The sequence below is a fragment of the Streptomyces canus genome, from assembly GCF_030815415.1.
Taxonomy (GTDB): Bacteria; Actinomycetota; Actinomycetes; order Streptomycetales; family Streptomycetaceae; genus Streptomyces; species Streptomyces canus_F.
This window is the reverse complement of the sequence record NZ_JAUSWW010000001.1, coordinates 3,354,758-3,379,040: the sequence shown is the minus strand read 5'-3', so window position 1 is coordinate 3,379,040 and position 24,283 is coordinate 3,354,758. Positions and strand designations below refer to the sequence as shown.

Genomic DNA, 24,283 nt, shown 5'->3' with positions numbered 1-24,283 from the left:
CCGGCCGCCGGACTAATCGGTGACGTCCACCTCGTAGAAGCAGAGGTGGTCCTTGATCTCGGCCACGCCCGGCTTCGGATCGGGGTAGGCCCAGACCAGGTCCGCCGCGTCCGGCAGCGACCAGTACGAGGCCGTCCCCTTGAAGGGGCAGACGGTACGGGTGTCCGACGGGGTCAGCAGGTCCAGGCGTACGTCCTCGGCAGGGATGTAGTAGCGCACCGGAGAGCCTGTCTCGCGCAGGACGAGGGGCCGGTCGGTCTCCGCGAGGACCTGGTCGCCGTGGACGACGCGGACGTGTGCGGTGCCTTTCTCGACGGTGATGCGGTGCCCTTGGGTCACGGTGGGGCCTCCTTGGGGTAGCCGTATGTGGAAGATGCAGCGCGCGCCGGCCTCGAGTTCTTCCCGAGGAGGTCCTCATGGGAGCCGCAGATCCGTCCGGAGACCGCCAGAACGTCGTCCACCGGGTCCGTCACGCCCTGCGGTACCCCGGGCACATCGCGTACCACCGCGCGGTGACGGCCGACGACACGGCCCGCAGCCCCGAGGCGGCGGTGGGGCACGACCCGTCGCGCGAACGCCGGGCACAGCTCGGCCGGATGCAGTTCGACTACCTGCTGGCCCACGGCCTGCGCCCGGAGCACCACGTGCTCGAGATCGGCTGCGGCAACCTCCGCGCGGGACGCCTGTTGATCGACCACCTGGACACCGGCCACTACTACGGCATCGACATCTCCCCGGCCATCCTGCTCGCCGCCCAGGGCACCCTCGTACGCGAGGGACTGCAGTCCAAACTGCCGTACCTGACGCTCGTCGGCGACCTGACCTTCGGCTTCCTGCCCGAGGGGCACTTCGACGTCGTCCACGCGCACAGCGTCTTCTCGCACTCGCCCCGGCAGGTCGTCGAGCAGTGCCTCGCGCATGTGGGGCGCATCCTGGCGCCCGGCGGCCACTTCGACTTCACCTTCAACCGCACCGAGGGCCGCGAACACCAGGTGCCGCACGAGGACTTCTCCTACCGGACGCGGACCCTGACCACGATCGCCGCACGCCACGGCCTGAAGGCCCGTTTCATGGACGACTGGGAGCGGCTGCCGCAAGGGCAGTCGAAGATCCGCGTCACCCTGATGTCGGACCGGGCCCGTACGGTGGGCCCATGAACATCTGCGTCTTCCTCTCCGCCGCCGACCTCGACGAGCGCTACACCCGCCCCGCGCGGGAGTTCGCGGAGCTGCTCGGCAAGGGCGGCCACACACTGGTGTGGGGCGGTTCGGACGTCGGGCTGATGAAGGTGGTCGCGGACGGGGTGCAGGAGACGGGCGGCCGGCTCGTCGGTGTCTCGGTCGAGTTCCTGTCCGCCAAGGTCCGTCCCGGGGTCGACGAGATGGTGATCGCGAAGGATCTCGCCGAGCGCAAGAAGCTGCTCCTGGAGAAGGCCGACGCGGTGGTGATCATGGTGGGCGGCACGGGGACGCTGGACGAGGCGACGGAGATCCTGGAGCTGAAGAAGCACGGCCACACCGACAAGCCGGTGGTCCTGCTGAACACCGCGGGCTTCTACGACGGTCTCAAGGAGCAGTTCCGGCGCATGGACGACGAGGGCTTCCTGCCGCGTCCACTGACCGACCTGGTGTTCTTCGCGGAGGAGCCGGTGGGGGCGCTGGCGTACCTGGAGGAGAGCCAGGGCATCGGGTGACCCCCGGGTGATGCGAGCATGGCGGCATGGCTACACATGTGATCACCGGGGCGGGCTCCGGCATCGGCGCGGCGGTGGCCCGCCGTCTGCACGCCCGCGGAGACGAACTCGTGCTCCACGCGCGCGACGCGGGCCGTGCGAAGGAGCTGGCGGCGGAGTTCCCCGGGTCGAGGACACTCGTCGGTGACCTGTCCGACCCGGACAAGCTGTCCTGGGCCTTCTCCCACCAGACGCTCCCCGACCGGATCGACTCCCTGCTGCACATCGCGGGGGTGGTCGACCTCGGGCCGGTCGGCGACCTGACCCCCAAGTCCTGGCGCCACCAGCTGAACGTCAATCTGATCTCCCCCGCCGAGCTGACCCGCCACCTCCTGCCCCAACTCCGCACCGCGCGGGGGCACGTGGTGTTCGTCAACTCGGGCGCGGGCCTGCGGGCGAGCGCGGAGTGGTCGGCGTACGCCGCCTCCAAGCACGGCCTGAAGGCCCTGGCGGACTCCCTGCGCGCGGAGGAACACGGCAACGGTGTCCGCGTCACCTCCGTGTACCCCGGCCGCACGGCGAGCCCCATGCAGGCCAAGGTCCACCAGCAGGAGGGCAAGGAGTACGACCCCTCGGCATGGATCGACCCCGAGTCGGTCGCCACGACGATCCTGACGGCGATCGACCTGCCCAGGGACGCGGAGATCAACGACCTGACGGTGAGGCCGGGACGATGACCGCTTTCGCTTTCGCTCCCGCCACCGGCGTGGGCTCCCTGCCCGGCGGCGACGCCAGGGAGGCCGCCAGGACGGCCACCGGCTCCTTCGAGGACTTCCCGTTCCTGCCCGAGCTCCCCGCGCGCGGGCCCGGCGCGGACATGATCGGGCGGACCGCCGGGATGCTCGTCGAGGTGTACGCGCGCGTCGAGCCCAGCGGGTGGCGGATCGGGGACCGGCCGGGCCGGGACACCAAGCGCGCCCGGTCCTGGCTCAATGAAGACCTGGACGCCCTGGAGGAGTTCACCCAGGGCTACGAGGGCCCGCTCAAGGTGCAGGCCGTCGGTCCCTGGACCCTCGCCGCCGCGCTGGAGCTGAGGAACGGCGAGTCCGCCCTGGGTGACCCCGGCGCCTGCCGGGATCTGGCCGTTTCGCTCGCCGAGGGACTGCGCGAGCACCTCGCCGAAGTGCGCCGCCGCATCCCCGGCGCCCAGCTCGTCCTCCAGCTCGACGAGCCCTCCCTCATGGCCGTGCTCCGCGGGCACGTCAAGACCGCCAGCGGCTACCGCACCCACCGCGCCGTCGACCGGCAGGTCGTCGAGTCGACCCTCCGCGGTGTCGTCGGGGTTCACGCGGAAGGTCCCGTCGTGGTCCACTCGTGCGCACCGGACGTCCCGTTCGCCCTCCTGCGCCGGGCCGGTGCGGCGGCGATCTCCTTCGACTTCAGTCTTCTCACCGAGCGTGACGACGACGCGATCGGTGAGGCGGTGGAGGACGGCGCCCGGCTCTTCGCCGGTGTCGTACCCGGCACGGACACGGCATTGTCGGACCCGGCCGGTAGCGTCATGGGTGTCAGGACGCTGTGGCGCAGGTTGGGGCTGCATCCGGGGCTTCTCGCGGAGGCGGTCACGGTCACTCCGGCGTGCGGGCTCGCGGGGGCCTCCCCGAGTTACGCGCGCGCGGCTCTCGCCCACTGTGCCCAGGCGGCGAGGTCCCTCGCGGACAACCCAGAGTAACGGGAGGACAACACGGTGGCCGGCGACAAGCAAGCGGAGACGACGGTGCCCGCCGAGGCGCGGGAGCAGCACGCGAAGCTCGCTGAGCAGATCGAGGAGCACCGCTTCCGGTACTACGTGAAGGACGCTCCGGTCGTCAGCGACGCGGAGTTCGACAAGCTCCTGCGCTCGCTCGAGGCGCTGGAGGAGGAGTACAGCGAGCTGCGGACACCGGACTCGCCGACGCAGAAGGTCGCGGGGGCCTACGAGACGGAGTTCACCTCCGTCGAGCACCGCTCCCGCATGCTCTCCCTCGACAACGCCTTCAGCGACGAGGAGTTGGCGGCCTGGGCCGAGCGCGTCGCCAAGGACGTCGGCACCTCCGACTACCACCTCCTGTGCGAGCTGAAGGTCGACGGTCTCGCCGTCAACCTGACGTACGAGCAGGGCCGTCTCGTCCGTGCGGCGACCCGCGGCGACGGCCGCACCGGCGAGGACATCACGCCCAACGTCCGGACCATCGCCGAGATCCCGGACCGGCTCACCGGCGACAAGGTCCCCGACCTCGTGGAGATCCGCGGCGAGGTCTACTTCCCGATGGAGAAGTTCGAGGAGCTCAACGCCCGCCTGAACGAGGCCGGTGACAAGCCCTTCGCCAACCCGCGCAACGCGGCGGCCGGTTCACTGCGCCAGAAGGACCCGCGCGTCACCGCCACCCGCCCCCTCCACATGGTCGTGCACGGCATCGGCGCCCTGGAGGGCTTCGACGGCATGACCCGCCTCTCCCAGGCCTACGACCTGCTCAAGGAATGGGGCCTGCCCACCGCCCAGCACAACAGGGTCGTCGACGACCTCGACGGGGTACGGGAGTTCATCGCGTACTTCGGGGAGAACCGGCACTCGGTGCAGCACGAGATCGACGGCGCGGTCGTCAAGCTCGACGAGATCCGTCTCCAGGGACGCCTCGGCTCCACGGCTCGCGCGCCCCGCTGGGCGATCGCCTACAAGTACGCGCCGGAAGAGGTGAACACCAAGCTGATCGACGTCAAGGTCGGCGTCGGCCGAACCGGTCGGGTGACGCCCTACGCCCAGGTCGAGCCCGTCACGGTCGCGGGCTCCGAGGTCGAGTTCGCCACCCTGCACAACCAGGACGTCGTCAAGGCCAAGGGCGTCCTCATCGGTGACACCGTGGTGATCCGCAAGGCCGGTGACGTCATCCCGGAGATCCTCGGACCGGTGGTGGATCTGCGCGACGGCACCGAGACGCCCTTCGTCATGCCGGAGAAGTGCCCCGAGTGCGAGACCCCGCTCAGGCCGATGAAGGAGGGAGACATCGACCTGCGCTGCCCGAACGCCCGCACCTGCCCCGCCCAATTGCGCGAGCGCCTGTTCTACCTCGCGGGGCGGAAGTCGCTGGACATCGAGAACTTCGGGTACGTGGCCGCGGCGGCCCTCACCAAGCCGCTGGAACCGAAGGAGCCGCCGCTGACCGACGAGGGCGACCTGTTCGACCTCACCATCGAGCAGTTGCTGCCCATCACGGCGTATGTCCTCGACCAGGACTCCGGCTTGCCCAAGCGGGACCCGGAGACTGGCAAGGAGAAGACCGCCACGGTCTTCGCCAACAAGGAGGGCGGCCCCCGCAAGAACGCCCTCGCGATGCTGGAGAACATCGCCGCGGCCAAGGAACGCCCCCTTGCCCGGGTCCTCACCGGCCTGTCGATCCGTCACGTCGGACCGGTCGCTGCCGAGGCGCTGGCCCGTGAGTTCCGCTCGATCGAGCGGATCGAGCAGGCGACGGAAGAGGAGCTGGCCGGCACCGACGGCGTCGGCGGGATCATCGCGAAGTCGCTCAAGGAGTGGTTCGCCGAGGAGTGGCACCAGGAGATCCTCCGCAAGTGGCGGGCCGCCGGCGTCCGCATGGAGGAGGAGGGCTCCGGCGAGGACGAGGGCCCCCGCCCCCTCGAAGGCCTCACCGTCGTGGTGACCGGCACCCTGGAGCGCTTCACCCGTGATGGCGCCAAGGAGGCATTGCAAACTCGGGGTGCGAAAGTGACCGGTTCTGTTTCGAAGAAGACGTCTTTCGTCGTTGTGGGTGACAATCCAGGTTCGAAGTACGACAAGGCGATGCAGCTCAAGGTGCCCGTCCTGAACGAGGACGGCTTCGACGTCCTGCTGGAACAGGGCCCCGAGGCGGCCGCCGAAGTCGCGCTTCCGACCGAGGAGTAGGCGCGAAGCGGGCGAGGAGTAGGACGGAGCAGCGGTTGAAGGCCACCCGATCGGCGCATACCAGATGCATACGGGTGGCCGGGGCGCATTCGGGCAACCGTCGACGACCGTTGCCCGTGGAAGCCTTCCGCGGCCTACTGTTGAGAGGTGCGCCTGCCGTGCCCAGCTGCGGTCGGGGCATCCCCTTGCTCCTCCAGAGCAGGGGGAAGGGCTTTCCAACGCGGCGCCGTCGAAGGTTTGTCGGGCAACGGGCCGCGTGGCGTGGGCACCGCCGGCTGTGAGAGGGACGGGAATGGAACCGACCGAGAGCGCCGCCCCGGACTCACGGCTGCGCCGGATGACGGGCGCCTGGCGGGCGAGCCGGCGGTCGACGCGGTCCGCACACCGTCCGGGCGAGGAGGCGCGCGCCCTCGGACCGTACTCCGCCTCGGCAGCCGGACGTAGCACCGTACAGCTCGCCGACCATACCCCCGCGCTGCCGGGCTCCGGGTCCGAGCGGCATCTGTCCTGGCCCGCGCTGCCCACCGGGGTCGTCGCGGCGGCCGGATTCGTGCTCGGCGCCGGCTTCTACCGGGCCTTCACCGAAGGCCACGCCCTCTTCCCGTCCGGCACCGTCGGCTGGTCCCTGGCCCTGCTGACCGGCATCATCGTCGGCCACCTCGTCGCGCTCGGCCGAGAGCGCTGGTGGGGCGGCACCGGCTCGGGCGCCGCCCTCACCCTCGCCGTGCTGCTGCTGTACGGCTGGGTGCCCGCCGGGATGGTCAGCCTCACCGTCGTCGTCCTGGTCGGCATAGCCAGGCGGAACCGCTGGCGACAGGGCGTCCTGCACGGCGCGGTGGACATCCTCGGCATCGGCGCCGGCGCCCTGGTGCTGGCCGCGTTCGGACGCGTCCCGTCCGTCGAGACCCCCTGGGACCCCGACACCTGGACCTTCTACACCGCCCCCGGGGTGGTCCTCGTGGCGGCCGCCTACCTCGCGGTCACCCGCACCCTGCTGTGGTACCTGCACGCCCCGCGCACCGGCGGACTGCCCACCGTGGCCCGCACCGCCCTCGTCAGACAAGGCCTGGTCGCGGTCGCGCTGCTCGGCATCGCACCGCTGGTCTGCGTCGTCGCCGTCGCCAAACCGGTGCTGCTGCCGCTCTTCTCGATCCCGCTCATCGCCCTCGACTCCACCCTGTGGATAGCCAGGGCCCGGGCGGAGGAGCAGCTGCGCGACCCGCTGACCGGGCTCCCCAACCGGCAATGGCTCCTCGAACGGATCTGGACCGCCCTGGACGACGCCGAACGCATCGGCGCCCGGGCCGCCCTGATGCTCATCGACCTCGACCGCTTCCGGTCGGTCAACGACACCCTGGGCCACCTGGCCGGCGACCGGCTGCTCCTGCAGATAGCCGACCGGCTGCAGGCGGCCCTGCCGCGCGGAGCGGAGGCCGCACGGCTCGGCGGTGACGAGTTCGCCGTCTTACTGCCCGTCGCCGACTCCACGACGTCCGCGACCCGGGTCGCCCGCAACCTCGTCGCGGCCCTCAGTTCCCCGCTCGACCTCGACGGGCTCACCCTCGTCCTGGAGGCCAGCGCCGGAGTCGCCGTCTTCCCCGACCACGCCCTGGACGCCGAGGGGCTGCTGCGCCGGGCGGACGTGGCGATGTACCAGGCGAAGCGGGACCGTACCGGCGTCGAGGTCTACGAGTCCAAGCGGGACTCCAACACCCCCGACCGGCTCGGACTGCTGGGCGATCTGCGCCGGGCCCTGGACGCGCACGAGGTCCAGCTGCACTACCAGCCCAAGGTCCGCTTCGACGGACAGGTGGCAGGCCTGGAGGCCCTCGTCCGGTGGGTGCACCCGGAGCGCGGGAAGGTGCCGCCGGACGAGTTCATCGCCATCGCGGAGTCGTCGGGGCTGATGCCGCACCTCACGGAGTACGTCCTGGACACCGCGCTCGCCCAGGTGGCCCGGTGGCGCGCCCAGGGCCTGTACGTGCCCGTCGCGGTCAACGTCTCCCCGCGCGACGTCCACACCCCCGGCTTCGCCGGCTCCGTCGCCGCCCGGCTGGCCCGGCACGGCGTCCCCGCGGGCTCGCTCCAGCTGGAGATCACCGAACACGTGCTCCTGGAGGACCCGCAGCGCGCCGCCGACACCCTCGCGGGGCTGACCGGGCACGGCGTGAAGATGTCGCTGGACGACTTCGGCACGGGCTATTCGTCGCTGGTGCATCTGCGTCGGCTGCCGGTCAGCGAGCTGAAGATCGACCGCTCCTTCGTGGCGCGGCTGGCGATCGACACCGAGGACGCCGAGATCGTGCGGTGCACGGTGGACCTGGCTCACTCGCTGGGCCTCCTCGTGGTCGCCGAGGGCGTCGAGGACGACGAGACCTGGGAGCGGCTGCGGGACCTGGGCTGCGACGCCGTCCAGGGGTGGCTGGTCGCGGCGGCGATGCCGGCCGAGGAGGCCACTGCCTGGCTGCGGGCCCGGGGTGCACGCGGATGGCAGCGCCCGCGGGCGGCCCTGCCGGCGGCTGCCGCCGACGAGTAGCCAGGCGATTTTCGCCCCCACCGCCCCTACCCGTTCCCATCCCCAGGGGCTGCCGCGCCTTCGACCCGGCTCCCAGGGGGCGCCGCCCGCTGGACCCTCGCTCCTCAGACGCCGGAGGGGCTGAATTCACCGACGCCGGCCGGGGGCGAGGAAACCGTTTCACGGGCACAGGGCGCCGCCCCATAGGATTGGCCCCAAACCACACACTCCCACCCAGAGGATCGCTGCATGCCTGGCATCACGCGCGAGGAGGTCGCCCACCTCGCACGGCTGGCGCGTCTGGAGCTGAAGCCCGAAGAGCTCGAGCACTTCGCGGGACAGCTGGACGACATCATCGGCGCGGTCGCACGCGTCAGCGAGGTCGCCGACCAAGACGTACCGCCGACCTCGCACCCGCTCCCGCTGACGAACGTCATGCGGGCGGACGAGGTCCGTCCGTCGCTCACCCCCGAGCAGGCGCTCTCCGGCGCCCCGGCCCAGGAGCAGCAGCGTTTCAAGGTGCCGCAGATCCTGGGGGAGGACTAACCGCCATGACGGACAACGTCAACATCATCAAGCTCACCGCCGCCGAGACCGCCGCGAAGATCGCCTCCGGCGAGCTCACCGCGGTCGAGGTGACCGAGGCCCACCTGGCCCGTATCGAGGCCGTCGACGAGAAGGTGCACGCCTTCCTGCACGTCGACCGCGAGGGCGCGCTGGCCCAGGCCCGTGCCGTCGACGAGAAGCGCGCCAAGGGCGAGAAGCTCGGCCCGCTGGCCGGCGTCCCGCTCGCGCTGAAGGACATCTTCACCACCGAGGGCATCCCGACGACCGTCGGTTCGAAGATCCTCGAGGGCTGGATCCCGCCGTACGACGCCACCGTCACCAAGCGGCTCAAGGCCGCGGACGTCGTCATTCTCGGCAAGACCAACATGGACGAGTTCGCCATGGGGTCCTCCACCGAGAACAGCGCCTACGGCCCGACCGGCAACCCCTGGGACCTCACCAGGATCCCCGGCGGCTCCGGCGGCGGCTCCTCCGCCGCCCTCGCCTCCTTCCAGGCACCCCTCGCCATCGGCACCGACACCGGCGGCTCCATCCGCCAGCCGGCCTCCGTCACCGGCACGGTCGGCGTGAAGCCGACGTACGGGGCCGTGTCCCGCTACGGCATGGTCGCGTTCTCGTCCTCCCTCGACCAGGGCGGGCCCTGCGCCCGTACGGTCCTGGACGCGGCGCTGCTGCACGAGGTCATCGCCGGGCACGACCCGCTCGACTCCACCTCCATCGACGCCCCGGTCCCGCCGGTCGTCGAGGCTGCCCGCAACGGCAGCGTCGAGGGCATGCGCGTCGGCGTCGTCAAGCAGTTCCGCGGCGAGGGCTACCAGGCCGGTGTCATCCAGCGGTTCGACGAGTCCGTCGCGCTGCTGAAGGACCTGGGCGCCGAGATCGTCGAGCTGGACTGTCCGTCCTTCGACCGCGCGCTGTCGGCGTACTACCTGATCGCGCCGTCCGAGTGTTCGTCCAACCTCGCCCGCTTCGACGGCCTGCGCTACGGCCTGCGGGTCGGCGACGACGGCACCCATTCGGCCGAGGAGGTCACCTCCCTCACCCGTGAGGCGGGCTTCGGCCCCGAGGTGAAGCGGCGCATCATGCTCGGCACCTACGCGCTCAGCTCCGGCTACTACGACGCGTACTACGGCAGCGCCCAGAAGGTCCGCACGCTCATCACGCGTGACTTCGAGAAGGCCTTCGAGCAGGTCGACGTCATCGTCTCGCCGACGACGCCCACCACCGCCTTCCCGATCGGCGAGCGTGCCGACGACCCGATGGCGATGTACCTCGCGGACCTGTGCACCATCCCGACCAACCTGGCGGGCAACGCTGCCATGTCGCTGCCCTGCGGTCTCGCCCCGGAGGACAACCTCCCGGTCGGTCTGCAGATCATCGCCCCGGCGCTGAAGGACGACCGTCTTTACAAGGTCGGCGCCGCCGTCGAGGCCGCCTTCGTGGAAAAGTGGGGGCATCCGCTTCTCGAGGAGGCTCCGTCGCTGTGAGCGCACTGACCAAGGCCAAGGGCTTCAAGAAGTCCAGGTCCGGCACGTACCTGTCCATCGCCGGGACCGCGTTCGGCGCGATCGGCGTCGCCAAGCGGCTCAAGAAGGCCCGCGCCGACAAGGACACCCTGGTCCTCATCGACGCCACCGTGTCCGCCGTCGCCATCGTCACCGGCCTCGCCATCCTCTACCGCGAGCTGAAGCGGCTGGGCGACGACGACGTCCTGCTGGGCTGAGAGGGAAGTTTCACCGTGACCACCACGACCGACCTGGAGTCGTACGAGGACGCACTCGCGTCGTACGACCCCGTCATGGGCCTCGAGGTCCATGTCGAACTCGGCACCAAGACCAAGATGTTCTGCGGCTGTTCGACCGAACTCGGTCAGGACGCCAACACGCAGACCTGCCCCGTCTGCCTCGGCCTGCCCGGCGCGCTCCCGGTCGTCAACGCGACCGGAGTCGAGTCGGCGATCAGGATCGGCCTCGCGCTGAACTGCGAGATCGCCGAGTGGTGCCGCTTCGCCCGGAAGAACTACTTCTATCCGGACATGCCGAAGAACTTCCAGACCTCCCAGTACGACGAGCCGATCGCCTTCAACGGCTACCTCGACGTCCAGCTGGAGGACGGCGAGACCTTCCGTGTGGAGATCGAGCGCGCCCACATGGAGGAGGACACCGGCAAGTCGCTGCACGTCGGCGGTGCCACCGGCCGCATCCACGGCGCGTCCCACTCGCTGCTGGACTACAACCGGGCCGGCATCCCCCTCATCGAGATCGTCACCAAGCCGATCGAGGGCGCCGGCGAGCGTGCTCCCGAGGTCGCGAAGGCGTACGTCGCCGAGCTGCGCGAGCTCATCAAGGCGCTCGGTGTCTCCGAGGCCCGTATGGAGCAGGGTCAGATGCGCTGCGACGTGAACCTGTCGCTGCGCCCGCACGGCCGCGAGAAGTTCGGCACCCGCAGCGAGACCAAGAACGTCAACTCGCTGCGTTCCGTGGAGCGAGCCGCCCGCTTCGAGATCCAGCGGCATGCCGCCGTACTCAACAGCGGCGCGACGATCATCCAGGAGACCCGGCACTTCCACGAGGACACCGGGTCGACGACCTCGGGCCGCGTGAAGGAAGAGGCTGAGGACTACCGGTACTTCCCCGAGCCGGACCTCGTTCCGGTGGCCCCCTCGCGCGAGTGGGTCGAGGAGATCCGCGCCGGTCTGCCCGAGCTGCCGCTGGCCCGCCGCAACCGCCTCGTCGCGGAGTGGGGCATCTCGGCGCTCGACATGCAGGCGATCCTCAACGCCGGTGCGCTGGACCCGATCGTCGCCACGATCGACGCCGGTGCCGACGCGGCCTCCGCCCGCAAGTGGTGGATGGGCGAACTCGCCCGCAGCGCCAACGAGTCGGGCACGTCGCTGGACGAGCTGGCCATCACCCCGGCGCAGGTCGCCCGGGTCACCGAGCTCGTCGCCAAGGGTGACCTCAACGACAAGCTGGCCCGCCAGGTCATCGAAGGCGTCCTCGCGGGCGAAGGCACCCCGGACGAGGTCGTCGACAAGCGCGGTCTGAAGGTCGTCTCCGACGAGGGTGCGCTGACCACCGCCGTCGAGGAGGCCATCGCCGGCAACCCGGGCATCGCCGACAAGATCCGCGGCGGCAAGGTCGCCGCCGCCGGCGCCCTGGTCGGCGCGGTCATGAAGGCGACCCGCGGTCAGGCCGACGCGGCCCGCGTCAAGGAACTGATCCTGGAGAAGCTGGGCGTCAGCGAGGGCTGAGGCAGTCGTGGGCAGGGCCCCGGAGGCATGACCTCCGGGGCCCCGCTGTCACTTACGGCGTCCCACGACCCGCGCGAAACCGAGCACATGCTCGACGTCGGCGTGCATCAGGTCGACCGACCAGCGCGCCATGTCCGCCATGAACTCGCTGGAGCTCTCCTCGGCGCACACCTCGCTCCACAGCAGCCAGTCGCGCCAGCCGTCCTCCAGCCAGTCGGCAGTCTCGACCGTCACGGCCCCGCTGCGCGTCCACAGCCTCCGCCACCAGGCGGGGGAGTGGAACGCCCAGAACCCGGGGTCCTTCTCCCAGTACTCCTTCAGATGCGCCGGAGGGTCGTCGCCCTCCAGTTCCTCCCGAAGTGCCGGTACGACGATCCCGATCCGCCCGCCCGGCTTCAACAGCCGCGCCAGCGTGGGCAGATACAGGTCGTTCGTGCCGAAGTACTGATACGCGTCGACGGAGACGATCGCGTCGAACGTGCCCTCGCCGAACGGCAGGTCGTGCGCCTCGGCGTACACCGGCAGCACACGGTCGCCGACACCCGCCTCGGCGACGCGTACGGCGTTCTCGTCGGCCTTGACCCACAGGTCGGCGGCGGTGACCTGAACGTCGTACTCCTTGGCGAGGAACACGGAGGTCATGGCGCGGCCGCAGCCCAGGTCGAGGACGCGGGCGCCGGGGCGCAGCCGGTCGAGACCCAGCGCGGGCGCCAGCCACTCCAGCAGCCACAGCGCGTTCGGGCCCATCTGGTTCTCGATGACCCAGCGGACGTCGTAGCCGTTGCTGCGCGGACAGCGGCTCTGGGTCAGCCGCTGGACGAGGTCCTCACTCGAGGCACTCGGGGTGATGTCTGACATCGGTGAACGGGCTCCTTGAGTCCTTCGTAGGGAAGAGAGATGCGTAGGAGCTCGGTCGGACCTTCAAAAAATCAACCTGCTTCGGTCGGCGGCGGGAAGCCGGAGACGGCGGACGGCGGGACCGTAGCAGGGGGCGAGGCCGTTCGGCACCCGGTTTCTCAGGGGGACGCGCTACGCTCGCCCGCCATGAACGGACGCGGTGATTCCGAGATACCGGAGGAGTACGCGGACCCGGCCGAGGACGCGCGGCGGGCCCGCTGGACGGCTCTTGCCACCGGGGCGGTGCTGACGCTCGCGGGCATGGCGGCCTCGGCGCTCCGCTTCACGGGATCCGGTCCGGCGCTCGTCCCGGCGGCCTACGCCACCGGGGCCGCGGTCTGCGCACTCGCGTCGGTGCTGGGCTCCCGGGGACGCACCCGCAGGGCGCTGTGGCTGCTGATCGTCGGCGTGATGGTGATGGCGCTGGGCGACCAGTTCGACTGAGGTGACAGAGCGGCCGTTACTGTCCTGTGATCTGCCTCCCACTCCTGTGAATAAACGCACGAATGCGGTAAACGATCATTTCTGGCTGCAAGAGTGGTCTCCGCATTGCTCATGCGTTCTTTGCGGGCTGTTCATCTCATCGACGACTGTTCCCGGTCAAAGATCCATAAATCCCCCCGGGAGCACGTTTCGTGGCAGCCCTCGCACGCTGGTGTGTCCAGCGCCGCCTCGTCGCCGTTCTGCTGTGGCTCCTCGCCTTCGGCGGGGTGACCGCGGCCGCCGTGGCCACCGGCTCGGCGTACTCGAACGACTACGAGGTCCCCGGCACCGAGTCGGGCCGCGCCACCCAGCTGCTGCGGGAAGGCTTCCCGCAGCTCGGCGGGGACAGCGACACCGTCGTCTGGCACACCACGTCCGGCACGGTCCGTGCCTCCGCCGTCGAACAGACCATGACCCGGACCCTCGACGAGATCGCCGATCTGCCCGGAGTGGCAGCCGTCGTCAGTCCGTACGACGAGCAGGGCGCCACCCAGATCAGTGAGAACGGTCGAACCGCGTACGCCACGGTCACCTTCGAGGACCGGGCCGAGGACATCGACGCGGGCCAGGCGCAGGCCGTCGTCGACGCCGCCGAGAAGGCAGGCAGTGACGGGCTCCAGGTGGAACTGGGCGGCAGCGCCATCGCCCTCACCGAGTCCTCGGGCGGACATCTCGCCGAGGCCGTCGGCGTGCTCGTCGCCGCGCTCGTGCTGTTCCTCGCCTTCGGCTCGCTCGCCGCCTCACTGCTGCCCATCGCCACCGCGCTGGTCAGCGTCGGCACGGCCTACGCCGGGATCGTGCTGCTCGGGCACGCCATGACCGTCGCCGACTTCGCGCCCATGCTCGGCATGCTGATCGGGCTCGGCGTCGGCATCGACTACGCCCTGTTCATCGTGACCAGGCACCGGCGCGGACTGAAACGCGGACTGGGCGTCGCCGAGTCCATCACCAACGCCGTCGCGACCACCGGACGGGCCGTCGTCTTCGCGGGTGCCACGGTTTGCATCGCCCTGCTGGGCATGCTGATCCTCCGGCTCAGCTTCCTCAACGGCGTCGCGATAGCCGCCTCGCTCACCGTCGTCCTCACCGTCGCGGCCTCCGTCACCCTGCTGCCCGCCCTGCTCTCCTTCATCGGCATGCGCGCCCTGAGCCGCCGCGAGCGACGCCACCTGGACCAGCACGGGCCCCAGCCCGAGCTGCCGACCGGGCTCGCCGCGCGCTGGTCGGCGTTCGTCGAACGCCACCCCAAGCTGCTCGGCGCGGTCGCCCTCGCCGTCATGACCGTCCTGGCCCTGCCCACGCTGGGACTGCACCTCGGCACCTCCGACCAGGGCAACAACCCGCAGGCGTCCACCACCCGCCAGGCCTACGACCTGCTCGCCGCCGGCTTCGGCCCCGGCGTCAACGGCCCGCTGACCCTGGTGACCCACGTCGACGGCGCCGAGGACAAGCTCCTCCTCGACAACCTCGACGCCACCATCCGCACCACCGAGGGCGTCGCCTCGGCGACGCCGGTGACCTACGACGCGGGCGGGGACACCGGGTACTTCACGATCGTCCCCGAGTCGTCCCCGCAGTCCCAGAAGACCAGCGACCTCGTCGACCGGCTGCGCACCGAGGTGCTGCCGCGCGCCGAGACCGGCACCTCGCTCGACATCCAGGTCGGCGGCGTGACGGCGTCGTACGACGACTTCGCCGAGGTGATCGTCGGCAAGCTGCCCCTGTTCGTCGGCGTCGTCATCGGCCTGGGCTGTCTGCTGCTCCTGCTCGCCTTCAGGTCCGTCGGCATCCCGCTGAAGGCGGCCGCGATGAACGTCGCCGCGGTCGCCGCCGCCTTCGGGATCGTCGTCGCGATCTTCCAGTGGGGCTGGGGGAGCGAGTTCCTGGGCCTCGGCCGGGCGGGACCGATCGAGCCCTTCCTGCCGGTGATCATGGTGTCCGTCCTCTTCGGGCTCTCCATGGACTACCAGGTCTTCCTGGTCAGCCGGATGTACGAGGAGTGGCTGGAGACCGGTGACAACCGGCGGGCCGTCCGCGTCGGCCTCGCCGAGACCAGCCGGGTGATCAACTCCGCCGCGGTCATCATGATCTCGGTCTTCCTCGCCTTCGTCCTCAGCGGCGACCGCGTGATCGCCATGTTCGGCATCGCCCTCGCCGCCGCCGTCGCCCTCGACGCGTTCGTCCTGCGCACCCTGCTCGTCCCCGCCCTCATGCATCTGCTGGGCGGCGCCAACTGGTGGCTGCCGGGCTGGCTGGACCGCCGGATGCCCCGCATCAGCATCGAGCCGCCCGAGTGCCGGGCCGCCCATGCGAGGCTGGACGGCGTCGTGGCGGAGCTGGAGAAGGAGCGGGACATCGATGTACGCGATATCGCTGGGTGACGGCGCCGAACTGCGTCCGCTGGAGCCGTGGCACGCGGAGGAGTTCCTGGCGAACCTGGACCGCGGCAGGGAGTTCATCGGGGAGTTCATCCCCTTCGGCTCCCACGTGGTGGACGTGGAGTCCGCGCGCGAGACGCTCCAGCGCTACGCCCGGATGCGCGCCGACGACACCGGCGGCTACCACGGCATCTGGCTCGACGGAAAACTCGTCGGCGGAGTGCTCACCCTCAACTTCGACGCCGCTCAGGGCAACGCCGAGGTCGGCTGCTGGCTGGAGCCCGCCGCCACCGGGCGCGGGCTGATCACCCGGGCGATGCGGGTGCTCATCGACTGGGTGATCGAGGAGCGCGGCATCCACCGCGTCGAATGGATCGCTGCCGCCGGCAACACCAACAGCCTCAATGTCGCCCGGCGGCTGGGGATGACCCGCGACGGCGTCCACCGGCAGGCGCACCTCTATGGCGGGGTGCGGCACGATCTCGAGGTTTGGTCGGTGCTGGCGCCCGAGTGGCGTGAGGCACGCGCGCGTGCCGCTCACAGCGATCATTAAGAAACCTCTCAGACTGCGTCCGTACGGTGCGAGGTATGGGAACCAAGACTGTTGACGAGACCGGGGCCGACACCGGCCCCGAGGCCAGGACCGACGAGGAGAAGGTGGACGTCACGAAGAGCGACGCCGTGGGCGCCGACGAGGTGACCGAGGTCGACGACGCCGAGGACGGCGACGAGGCCGAGCTCCTCGAGGGCCTCGGCGAGGACGAGAAGGAGGGCCCGTCCGGCGTCGGCCAGGGTGCGGCCGCCGTCGTGTCCGCCGGGCTCGGTCTCGTCTCCCTCACCGGTGGCTGGATCGGTACGGTCGCCGCCGCCCGCGAGACCCTCGTGGGTCAGCTGGAGACGGCGTCGACCGCGACCGTCGCCACGCAGGTCAAGGAGGTCTACGGCGACGCCTGGCAGACCTCCGCCCTGTGGGCCGGCTTCTTCGCGCTCGCCGCGCTGATCGTGGGCGTCTTCGTGCTGGCCCGGCCCGCCTTCGGGGCGCCCGGCAAGCCGCAGGCCCCGTGGATCAAGTCGGTCGGCTGGGCGGGTGTCTCGCTCGGTGTCATCGGCCTGCTCCTGGCCGTCCTCAAGTACACCGACGTCCTGCTCGGACTGCCGTCCACGAGCTGAATCACCGCAGGTCACCAAGGGGTCTTAGGTCGAGCGTAAGCACCTTACGCAGCGCCTGAGGCCCCTTAGGCACGTCTAAGGCCCCTACCGTGGCCGAAGATGCGGAACTCTCCCGATGTGGCGGACCCGCCTTGGAGACGAAGGTAAAGGCATCGCAGAAAGCGAAGCACGAAACCGACTCTCCCAAGGGGACACCATGTACGAGTACGAGCTCTCCCAGCTGCGTTCCGCCGACCTGCGCCGTCAGGCCCAGCAGGAGCGGCTGGCCCGCGAGGCGGTCCGCGGACGCCGCGCCGCCCGCCGCGAGGCAGCCGGCCACGAGACCGAGGGCGAGGTGCATACCGGGCTCTCCCGCCGACTCCGCTTCCTGCGCACCGCGTGACCACGGGGGAGGGGGACGGCCGCCCGCCGACCGAGGCGGCGGCCGCCCCCCTGAACGCCGGGGCGCCGGCGGACCCCAGGAGGGAGGCGGCGGGCACGCTCCCCGCGAAAACCGGTGCCGCGCTGTCGGACCCCCGTGCGATGCTCGGGCCCGTGGAGACCAGGTCCGTCAGTCCCGTGTTCGTCGGTCGCGCCGATGAACTGACCCACTTGAACGAGGCGCTCGCCCGTGCCGCCGCGGGCGAGCCACAGGCGTTGCTGATCGGCGGCGAGGCCGGAGTCGGCAAGACCCGGCTCGTCGAGGAGTTCGCCACCGCGGCCGGCGGACAGGGCACGGTCGTCGCGCTCGGCGGCTGCGTCGAGATCGGCGCCGACGGGCTGCCCTTCGCCCCGTTCTCCACCGCCCTGCGCGCTCTGCGCCGCGAACTGCCGGACGAGATGGCCGCCGCGGCCGCGGGCCAGGAGGAGGAACTCGCCCGGCTCCTGCCCGAACTGGGCGAAGCCCCCTCGGGACGCCACGACGAGCAGAGCATGGCCCGCCTCTTCGAACTCACCGCCCGCGTGCTGGAGCGCGTCGCCGCCGACCGCACGGTCGTCGTCGCCCTCGAAGACCTGCACTGGGCCGACGCCTCCACCCGCCACCTCCTCGCCTACCTCTTCCGCACCCTGCGCACCGGCCGCCTCGTCGTCCTCGCCACCTACCGCGCCGACGACATCCACCGCCGCCACCCGCTGCGCCCCCTGCTCGCCGAACTCGACCGGCTGCGCACCGTCCGCCGCCTCGAACTCGGCCGCTTCAACCGCACCGAGGTCGGCCGCCAGATCGCCGGCATCCTCGCCTCCGAACCCGACCCGGCCACCGTCGACGACATCTTCGAACGCTCCGACGGCAACGCCTTCTTCGTCGAGGAACTCGCCGTCGCCGCCCACGAGGGCTGCTGTGCCGGCCTCACCGACTCACTGCGCGACCTGCTCCTGGTCCGGGTCGAGGGACTGCCCGAGAGCACCCAGCGGGTCGCCCGGGTCGTCGCCGAGGGCGGCTCCACCGTCGAGTACCGGCTGCTCGCCGCCGTCGCCGGGCTCGCCGAGGACGACCTCATCGAGGCACTGCGGGCCGCCGTGAACGCCAACATCCTCAGCGCCGCACCCGACGGCGACGGCTACCGCTTCCGCCACTCCCTGGTCCGCGAGGCCGTCAGCGACGACCTGCTGCCCGGCGAGCGCTCCCGCCTCAACCGCCGCTACGCCGAGGCCCTGGAGGCCGACCCGACGCTCGTGCCGGCCGACGGCCGCGTCATGCGCCTGGCCAGCTACTGGTACCACGCCCACGACGCGGCCAAGGCCCTGCCCGCCGTCCTGGACGCCTCCGTCACCGCCCGCCGCCGGCACGCCTACTCCGAACAACTGCGGCTCCTGGAACGCGCGATGGAGCTCTGGGACACCGCCCCCGAGAACGTACGGGCCGCCTTGCGACCCGTCGACTACGCCGAGGTCTACCCCGCCTGCGGCTGCGACCCGGCCACCACCCCGCTGCGCTATCTCGACCTGATGGCCGAGGCCGCCGTGGCCGGCCGGCTCTGCGGGGAACGGGAACGCGCCCTGAAGATCACCAAGCGGGCGCTGCACCTCCTGGAGGAGGAGGGCGACCCGCTGCGCAGCGCCTGGTTCTGGGTACAGCGCTCCCGGCTGATCTCGGCGCTGTCCCGGGGCGACGGCTGGCAGGAACTGGCCACCGCCCAGGAGCTGGTACGCGGCCTGCCGCCCTCCGAGGTGCACGCCGAGGTCCTCGCCAGCGTCGCCAACTGGTCCATGGTGCACGTCCCCGGCCCCGACGCCTTCTCCGCCGCCGAACGCGCCGTGGAGTACGCAGGCATGCTCGGCGTCCACGAGATCGAGATGAACGCCCGGCTCACCCTCGGCAGCCTCAAGGTCCACGCCGGTGACATCGAGACGGGACTAGGCGAGATGCTGGAGGTCAAGCGCGAGACCGTCGAGCACGGCCTCTCCGCCGTCGCGGCCCGCGTCTATGTGAACCTGCCGGACGCCCTCGAAGCCGTCGGACGCTCCGCCGACGCCGTGCCCATCCTGGAAGAAGGGCTCGCCTACACCCGGCGGTTCGGCCTCCCGGACAGCGAGGCCTGGGCCTGGGGCAACCTCGCCGAATCCCTCTGCAGCCTGGGCCGCTGGGACGAGGCCGCCGAAGCCTCCGTCAACGCCGGACGCATCGGGCAGAGCGCCAAGCCCCGCGGCTTCCACGCCCTCCTGCGCGCCGAACTCGCCCTCGCCCGCGGAGACCTGGCCGAGTCCCGCCACCAACTGGCCGCCTCCCGAAGTCACTTCGGCAACCACGACCGGCCGCCCCAGAACGAGATCCCCCTCGCCCGCATCGCCATCGGCGTCGCCGCCGGCGAGGGCCGCCTCCTGGACGCCCGCGCCGAACTCGAACGCGCCATGGACACCGGCTTCCCGCCCGACACCCAGCGCTACGCCTGGCCCCTCCTGCGGACCGCAGCCGCCATGGAGGCCGACGCCCTCGGTCTGCCCGCCGCCGACCCCGGCCGCGCCGAACTCCTCGAACGCATCCGCACGGCCGCCAAGCCCCTGGCCACCAACGTCCCCGTCTGGCAGGCCCACGAACGCTGGGTCCGCGCGGAGCTCCTGCGCGCCGAGGGCGCGAGCGACCCCGACGACTGGTCGGAGGTGACCGCCGCCTTCGAGCGCCTGGACCGCCCCTACGACCTCGCGCGCGTCCGCCACCGTCTCGCCGAGGCCCTCCTGGCCACCGGCGGCGAGGACGGACGCGACCGCGCCACGGAGCTGCTGCGCCTCGCCCACGCCGTCGCCCGCCACCTCGGTGCCCGTCCCCTGGCCGACGCCGTCACCCAGCTCGCCCAGCGCGCCCGCCTCCCCATGGCCCGCGCCCCGAAGCGGTCCCAGGCCCCGACGGCCGATTCCCTCGGCCTCACCGGCCGGGAACGCGACGTGCTGCGCCTGGTCTCCGCCGGCCGCAGCAACCGTCAGATAGCCGAGGAGCTGTTCATCTCCCCGAAGACGGCCAGCGTCCATGTCTCGAACATCCTGGCCAAGCTCGGCGTCTCGGGCAGGGGCGAGGCCGCGGCCGTGGCACACCGGCTGGGGCTGTTCCCGGCCGAGCCGCTCACCGGCCGGACGGCGGGATGAGGCCCCGCGGGAACGGGGCCACAGGCTCACCCTTCGGACGAACGGCGTCAGGCTTACGCTGTAAAGGACGTCGGCCCAGGGAGGTCCCGTGTTCAACGCCTTCGAGGAACTGTTCGCACCCGGTCGAAAACACACCCAGGACGAAGAGAACCGGCTGGCACTGACACGGGAGGACATCGGAGACAACGACCCCGGACGCGGGCCGATAGACCTCGCGTCCGGCAAGGTCGTCGTACGGCGGCCGACGTCGGACGAGGACGAGTCCGCCCAGGACTGACGGCCTGGCTCAGCTCACCTGTACCTGCAAGATCCGGTCGTCCCCCTCCTTCGGGTCGCCCCTCCCGTCCGTGTTGCTGGTGACCAGCCACAGCTTGTCGCCGCCCGCCGACACCACCGTGCGCAGCCGGCCGTACTCACCCTCCAGGAACGCCTGCGGGTCCGCCGAGGCCTCCGTGCCCTTCAGCGGGATGCGCCACAGGCGCTGGCCCTTCAGCCCCGCCATCCATATCGAGCCCTCGGCGTAGGCGATACCGCTGGGGGAGGCGTCATCCGTGGCCCACTGGGCTATGGGGTCGCGGAAGTCGCCCTCGTCGGACTTGCCCTCCGTCTCCGGCCAGCCGTAGTTGCCGCCCGGCTCGATCGCGTTCAGCTCGTCCCAGGTGTCCTGGCCGAACTCCGAGGCGAACAGACGCTGCTTGGTGTCCCAGGCCAGGCCCTGCACATTGCGGTGGCCGAGCGAGTACACGGGGGAGTCGGGGAACGGGTTGCCCGGGGCCGGATCGCCCTCCGGCGTCAGCCGCAGGATCTTGCCGCCCAGGGACTTCTTGTCCTGGGACAGACCGGTGTTGCCGCTCTCGCCCGTGCCCGCGTACAGCATCTTGTCCGGGCCGAAGGCGATCCGGCCGCCGTTGTGGATATAGCCCTTGGGGATGCCCCTGAAGACGGTGTCCGGAGCGCCCAGCTGCTCGCCGGACGGCTTCCCCTCCTCGTACAGCATGCGGACGACGCGGTTGTCCGAGGCCGAGGTGAAGTAGGCGTAGACCATGTGGTCCGAGGCGTAGTCCGGTGACAGCGCGAGGCCCATGAGCCCGCCCTCACCGGCGGGGGAGACCCCCGGCACCTCGCCCAGCTCGGTCTTCTTGCCGGTCTCCCCGTCGACGCGGGTGATCGTCGCCTCGTCCCGGGAGGAGACCAGCAGGTCGCCGTCGGGCAGCGGGGCCAGGCCCCAAGGGGTGTCCAGCCCGGTGGCGGCCGTGCGGAGCACCTTCACCGAGCCCTTCGCGGGAGGTGTCTCCTCGGCGGCCTGCCGGCTGGGGGCGGCCTCCGACGTCGTACTGCTGCTCGGTGTCGTACCACCGCCCGATGCCCCGCCACCGCCGTCGTCGGAGGAACATCCGGCCGTCACCAGGAGCGCGGTTGCGGCCAACACGGCCGACACTGCTCGTCGTTGCACGATCTCGGTCCCTTCGACGCGGTGGCTTCTACTGTTCTTACACCGCTCGGGCCTCACAGGTTCCCGATCTCCGGGACCCGAACCGCGACGGGCCGCTCCGCCGCCGGATCCCGTCAGTCCCAGGATCCCCGCGCCCTGGGCAATGCCGCCACCTCCGCCAGGTCCTGCGCGGACAGCCGCAGCCCGGCCGCCGCCGCGTTCTCCGTCACCCAGCGCTCCTGCTTGGCGCCCGGGACCGGGACCACATGGCGGCCCCGGGACAGCACCCACGCCAAGGCCACCTGGGCCGGTGTGACGGCGTCGCCGTGGCGGGCGGCGATGCGGCGCAGGCCGACGACGATCGGCTGGTTGGCGGCCATCATCTCCGCCGTGAAGCGGGGGTGGCGGGCCCGGACGTCGTCCGGTTCGAAGCCCTCGCCCGGGGTCAGCGTGCCGGTGAGGAAACCGTTGCCCAGCGGCATCGCCGCCAGGAAGCCGACCCCGCGGGTCTCGCACCACGGCAGCAGAGACTCCAGGGCCTCCGGCGACCACACCGACAGCTCCGCCTCCACCGCGCTCACCGGGAAGACCTGCTGGACGCGCTGCAGCTGGCGGATCGTCGCGTCGTGCAGACGGGCCCCGGACCGGCGGCCACCGCGCGCGCCCACCGCGCACAGCCCCAGCGACCGTACCTTCCCGGCCTGGACCAGCTCCGCCATCGCACCCCAGGTCTCCTCGACCGGGACCTCGGGGTCGGCGCGGTGCAGCTGGTACAGGTCGATCACGTCCGTCTGCAGCCGCCGCAGCGACGCGTCGCACGCCCGCTTCACATAACCGGGCCGGCCGTTGGCCACGATGTGCTGCTCGCCGACCAGCAGCCCCACCTTCGTCGACACGAAGGCCTCACCGCGCCGCTCCTTCAACACCCGCCCCACCAACAGCTCATTGGTGAACGGGCCGTACATGTCGGCCGTGTCCAGCAGCGTCGAGCCCAGGTCCAGCGCCCGGTGCACGGCCCTGAACGACTCCTCGCCCCGCTGCCGCGACCCGCTGTAGGCCCAGCTCATCGGCATGCAACCGAGTCCGACACCCCCCACCGCGAGCGCCGCCGCCCCGATCGTCCTGCGCTCCACCTGCTCGTGACCCTCCCTCTTCCGGCACCCCACAACCTAACCTCTGCACCCCACGCACCTGACATAGCCTCGGACCATGACCGCTGACGTGTGGCTCCCCATCCCGCCGGAAGAGATCGCAGGGCTCCCGGAAGGGCCCCACTACCTTTTCTGGGACGGGGGTGAGGACGGGCGGCAGAAGTTCCCCGGGGACCCGGCCGACTGCGCCGTGTACGTCGTGCCGTACATGAAGCGGCAGCCCGTGAAGGTCCGCCCGCTGAAGGAGATGCGCAACCTGCGGCTCGTCCAGACGCTCACGGCGGGCGTCGACGACGTCCTGGCGCAACTGGACGACATCGTGCCCGGCGTGGAGCTGTGCAACGCGCGCGGTGTGCACGAGGCGAGCACCGCCGAGCTCGCCCTGACGCTCACGCTGGCCTCGCTGCGCGGCATCCCCGGCTTCGTCCGCGCCCAGCAACAGGAGCACTGGCAGGGCGACTTCCACCCGGCGCTCGCCGACAAGTCGGTGCTCATCGTCGGCTACGGCTCCATCGGCTCCGCCATCGAGGACCGGCTCGTACCGTTCGAGGTCGCGCGGGTGGCGCGCGTCGCGCGCTCCGCACGCACCACGGAGCGCGGACCGGTGCACCCACTCGCGGAACTGCCCGCCCTGCTGCCGGAGGCGGACGTCGTCATCCTCTCCACGCCGCTCAACGACACCACGCGAGGTCTGGTGAACTCCGGGTTCCTGGCCCGGATGAAGGACGGCGCCCTCCTGGTGAACGTCGCGCGCGGTGGCGTCGTCGACACCAAGGCCCTGCTCGCCGAACTGGAGAGCGGCCGGATCACCGCGGCCCTGGACGTCGTCGACCCCGAACCGCTGCCCGCGGGGCACCCGTTGTGGCAGGCGCCCGGCGTGCTCATCAGTCCCCACGTGGGCGGACCGACATCCGCCTTCCTGCCGCGCGCCAAGCGGCTGCTGGTGGACCAGTTGGGGCGTTTCGTGAACCGGGAGCCGCTGCGCAACGTGATCCTTACGACGGGCCCCACAAGCGCTGAGAGCCGCGGAGCAACAAGCGCGTAATCCGTTTCCGGTACCCTCCGCAACCCCCCGGACGCGGTCCGTGCTCGCATCCCCGCTGGTCGTCACGGAGCGTAGAGGAACTATGTCCCTGAGTGACGAGACTGGTGTATCGTCCCGACAGGGGCTGCGCCACGGACAGTTCGGCGCTGGGGATGGACATTGCAGACTGTGAGGGGGGCGACGGGCGATGCACGGCCTATGGACGAACGATCCGACGCG

Annotated in this window: 22 protein-coding genes; 18 read left to right on the top strand and 4 right to left on the bottom strand. The window is 71.1% G+C overall.

Annotated elements, in window-relative coordinates; genetic code table 11:
- Nucleotides 1–12 precede the first annotated feature (12 nt).
- Nucleotides 13–339 carry a DUF427 domain-containing protein gene (locus QF037_RS15350; protein ID WP_307025569.1) on the bottom strand — a complete coding sequence of 109 codons (327 nt, stop codon included), beginning with the start codon at nt 337–339 and terminating at the stop codon, nt 13–15.
- 77 nt (nt 340–416) lie between these two features.
- Here QF037_RS15350 and QF037_RS15345 point away from each other — a divergent pair, with 77 nt between their 5' ends.
- From QF037_RS15345 to gatB, 10 genes are all read left to right on the top strand, one after another.
- Nucleotides 417–1,157, top strand: coding sequence for a class I SAM-dependent methyltransferase (locus QF037_RS15345; protein WP_307025568.1), 741 nt, complete (start codon nt 417–419; stop codon nt 1,155–1,157).
- Entirely contained in the window at nt 1,154–1,693 is a 540-nt protein-coding gene (locus QF037_RS15340; RefSeq protein WP_307025565.1) for an LOG family protein, read from the top strand. Before QF037_RS15345 ends, QF037_RS15340 begins: the two co-directional genes overlap by 4 nt.
- Nucleotides 1,694–1,719: 26 nt before the next feature.
- Nucleotides 1,720–2,409 carry an SDR family oxidoreductase gene (locus QF037_RS15335; protein ID WP_307025564.1) on the top strand — a complete coding sequence of 230 codons (690 nt, stop codon included), beginning with the start codon at nt 1,720–1,722 and terminating at the stop codon, nt 2,407–2,409.
- Nucleotides 2,406–3,404, top strand: a complete 999-nt coding sequence (locus tag QF037_RS15330) for a methionine synthase (RefSeq protein ID WP_307025562.1) — start codon at nt 2,406–2,408, stop codon at nt 3,402–3,404. The genes QF037_RS15335 and QF037_RS15330 overlap by 4 nt, the downstream gene beginning before the upstream one ends.
- 15 nt (nt 3,405–3,419) lie before the next feature.
- Nucleotides 3,420–5,612 (top strand): NAD-dependent DNA ligase LigA, encoded by a 2,193-nt coding sequence (ligA, locus tag QF037_RS15325; RefSeq protein ID WP_307025560.1) that lies wholly within the window; start codon nt 3,420–3,422, stop codon nt 5,610–5,612.
- A 292-nt stretch (nt 5,613–5,904) separates the two neighbouring features.
- The gene (locus tag QF037_RS15320) at nt 5,905–8,148 is read left to right on the top strand and encodes a putative bifunctional diguanylate cyclase/phosphodiesterase (RefSeq protein WP_307025558.1); all 2,244 of its coding nucleotides are present in this window, start codon (nt 5,905–5,907) and stop codon (nt 8,146–8,148) included.
- A gap of 228 nt (nt 8,149–8,376) precedes the next feature.
- Entirely contained in the window at nt 8,377–8,673 is a 297-nt protein-coding gene (gene gatC / locus QF037_RS15315) for an Asp-tRNA(Asn)/Glu-tRNA(Gln) amidotransferase subunit GatC (RefSeq protein WP_007384860.1), read from the top strand.
- A 5-nt stretch (nt 8,674–8,678) separates the two neighbouring features.
- A complete protein-coding gene (gene gatA / locus QF037_RS15310; RefSeq protein WP_307025557.1) occupies nt 8,679–10,181 on the top strand; it encodes an Asp-tRNA(Asn)/Glu-tRNA(Gln) amidotransferase subunit GatA in 1,503 nt (500 codons plus the stop codon).
- On the top strand, nt 10,178–10,417 hold the full coding sequence (locus QF037_RS15305) for a hypothetical protein (protein ID WP_307025555.1): 240 nt from the start codon (nt 10,178–10,180) through the stop codon (nt 10,415–10,417). Before gatA ends, QF037_RS15305 begins: the two co-directional genes overlap by 4 nt.
- A gap of 15 nt (nt 10,418–10,432) precedes the next feature.
- Nucleotides 10,433–11,947: an Asp-tRNA(Asn)/Glu-tRNA(Gln) amidotransferase subunit GatB gene (gene gatB / locus QF037_RS15300; protein WP_307025552.1), complete on the top strand. Its 1,515-nt coding sequence runs from the start codon at nt 10,433–10,435 to the stop codon at nt 11,945–11,947.
- Between the two features lie 48 nt (nt 11,948–11,995).
- Here gatB and QF037_RS15295 read toward each other — a convergent pair whose 3' ends face one another.
- Nucleotides 11,996–12,805 carry a methyltransferase domain-containing protein gene (locus QF037_RS15295; RefSeq protein ID WP_307025550.1) on the bottom strand — a complete coding sequence of 270 codons (810 nt, stop codon included), beginning with the start codon at nt 12,803–12,805 and terminating at the stop codon, nt 11,996–11,998.
- 186 nt (nt 12,806–12,991) lie between these two features.
- On the opposite strand from QF037_RS15295, the gene QF037_RS15290 reads away from it, so the two are divergent.
- The 7 genes from QF037_RS15290 (at nt 12,992) to QF037_RS15260 (ending at nt 20,713) form a co-directional block, all read left to right on the top strand.
- Nucleotides 12,992–13,288, top strand: a complete 297-nt coding sequence (locus tag QF037_RS15290; RefSeq protein WP_307025548.1) for a hypothetical protein — start codon at nt 12,992–12,994, stop codon at nt 13,286–13,288.
- 191 nt (nt 13,289–13,479) lie between these two features.
- Nucleotides 13,480–15,708, top strand: a complete 2,229-nt coding sequence (locus tag QF037_RS15285; protein ID WP_307025547.1) for an MMPL family transporter — start codon at nt 13,480–13,482, stop codon at nt 15,706–15,708.
- On the top strand, nt 15,686–16,258 hold the full coding sequence (locus QF037_RS15280; protein ID WP_307025545.1) for a GNAT family N-acetyltransferase: 573 nt from the start codon (nt 15,686–15,688) through the stop codon (nt 16,256–16,258). Before QF037_RS15285 ends, QF037_RS15280 begins: the two co-directional genes overlap by 23 nt.
- A gap of 35 nt (nt 16,259–16,293) precedes the next feature.
- A complete protein-coding gene (locus QF037_RS15275) occupies nt 16,294–16,875 on the top strand; it encodes a hypothetical protein (protein ID WP_307025543.1) in 582 nt (193 codons plus the stop codon).
- A 196-nt stretch (nt 16,876–17,071) separates the two neighbouring features.
- Complete coding sequence (locus tag QF037_RS15270; RefSeq protein WP_307025542.1) at nt 17,072–17,257, top strand: hypothetical protein; 186 nt, start codon at nt 17,072–17,074, stop codon at nt 17,255–17,257.
- Nucleotides 17,258–17,397: 140 nt separating this feature from the next.
- Complete coding sequence (locus tag QF037_RS15265) at nt 17,398–20,436, top strand: helix-turn-helix transcriptional regulator (protein ID WP_307037172.1); 3,039 nt, start codon at nt 17,398–17,400, stop codon at nt 20,434–20,436.
- An 88-nt stretch (nt 20,437–20,524) separates the two neighbouring features.
- Nucleotides 20,525–20,713: a DUF6191 domain-containing protein gene (locus tag QF037_RS15260; RefSeq protein ID WP_307025541.1), complete on the top strand. Its 189-nt coding sequence runs from the start codon at nt 20,525–20,527 to the stop codon at nt 20,711–20,713.
- Nucleotides 20,714–20,722: 9 nt separating this feature from the next.
- On the opposite strand, the gene QF037_RS15255 is transcribed toward QF037_RS15260, so the two are convergent.
- Together QF037_RS15255 and QF037_RS15250 are read right to left on the bottom strand one after the other, a co-directional pair.
- Nucleotides 20,723–21,889, bottom strand: a complete 1,167-nt coding sequence (locus QF037_RS15255) for a PQQ-dependent sugar dehydrogenase (RefSeq protein WP_307025539.1) — start codon at nt 21,887–21,889, stop codon at nt 20,723–20,725.
- A 113-nt stretch (nt 21,890–22,002) separates the two neighbouring features.
- The gene (locus QF037_RS15250; protein ID WP_307025538.1) at nt 22,003–23,001 is read right to left on the bottom strand and encodes an aldo/keto reductase; all 999 of its coding nucleotides are present in this window, start codon (nt 22,999–23,001) and stop codon (nt 22,003–22,005) included.
- Between the two features lie 76 nt (nt 23,002–23,077).
- Here QF037_RS15250 and QF037_RS15245 point away from each other — a divergent pair, with 76 nt between their 5' ends.
- Nucleotides 23,078–24,064, top strand: coding sequence for a 2-hydroxyacid dehydrogenase (locus QF037_RS15245; protein ID WP_307025536.1), 987 nt, complete (start codon nt 23,078–23,080; stop codon nt 24,062–24,064).
- The last annotated feature ends 219 nt before the right edge of the window (nt 24,065–24,283 follow it).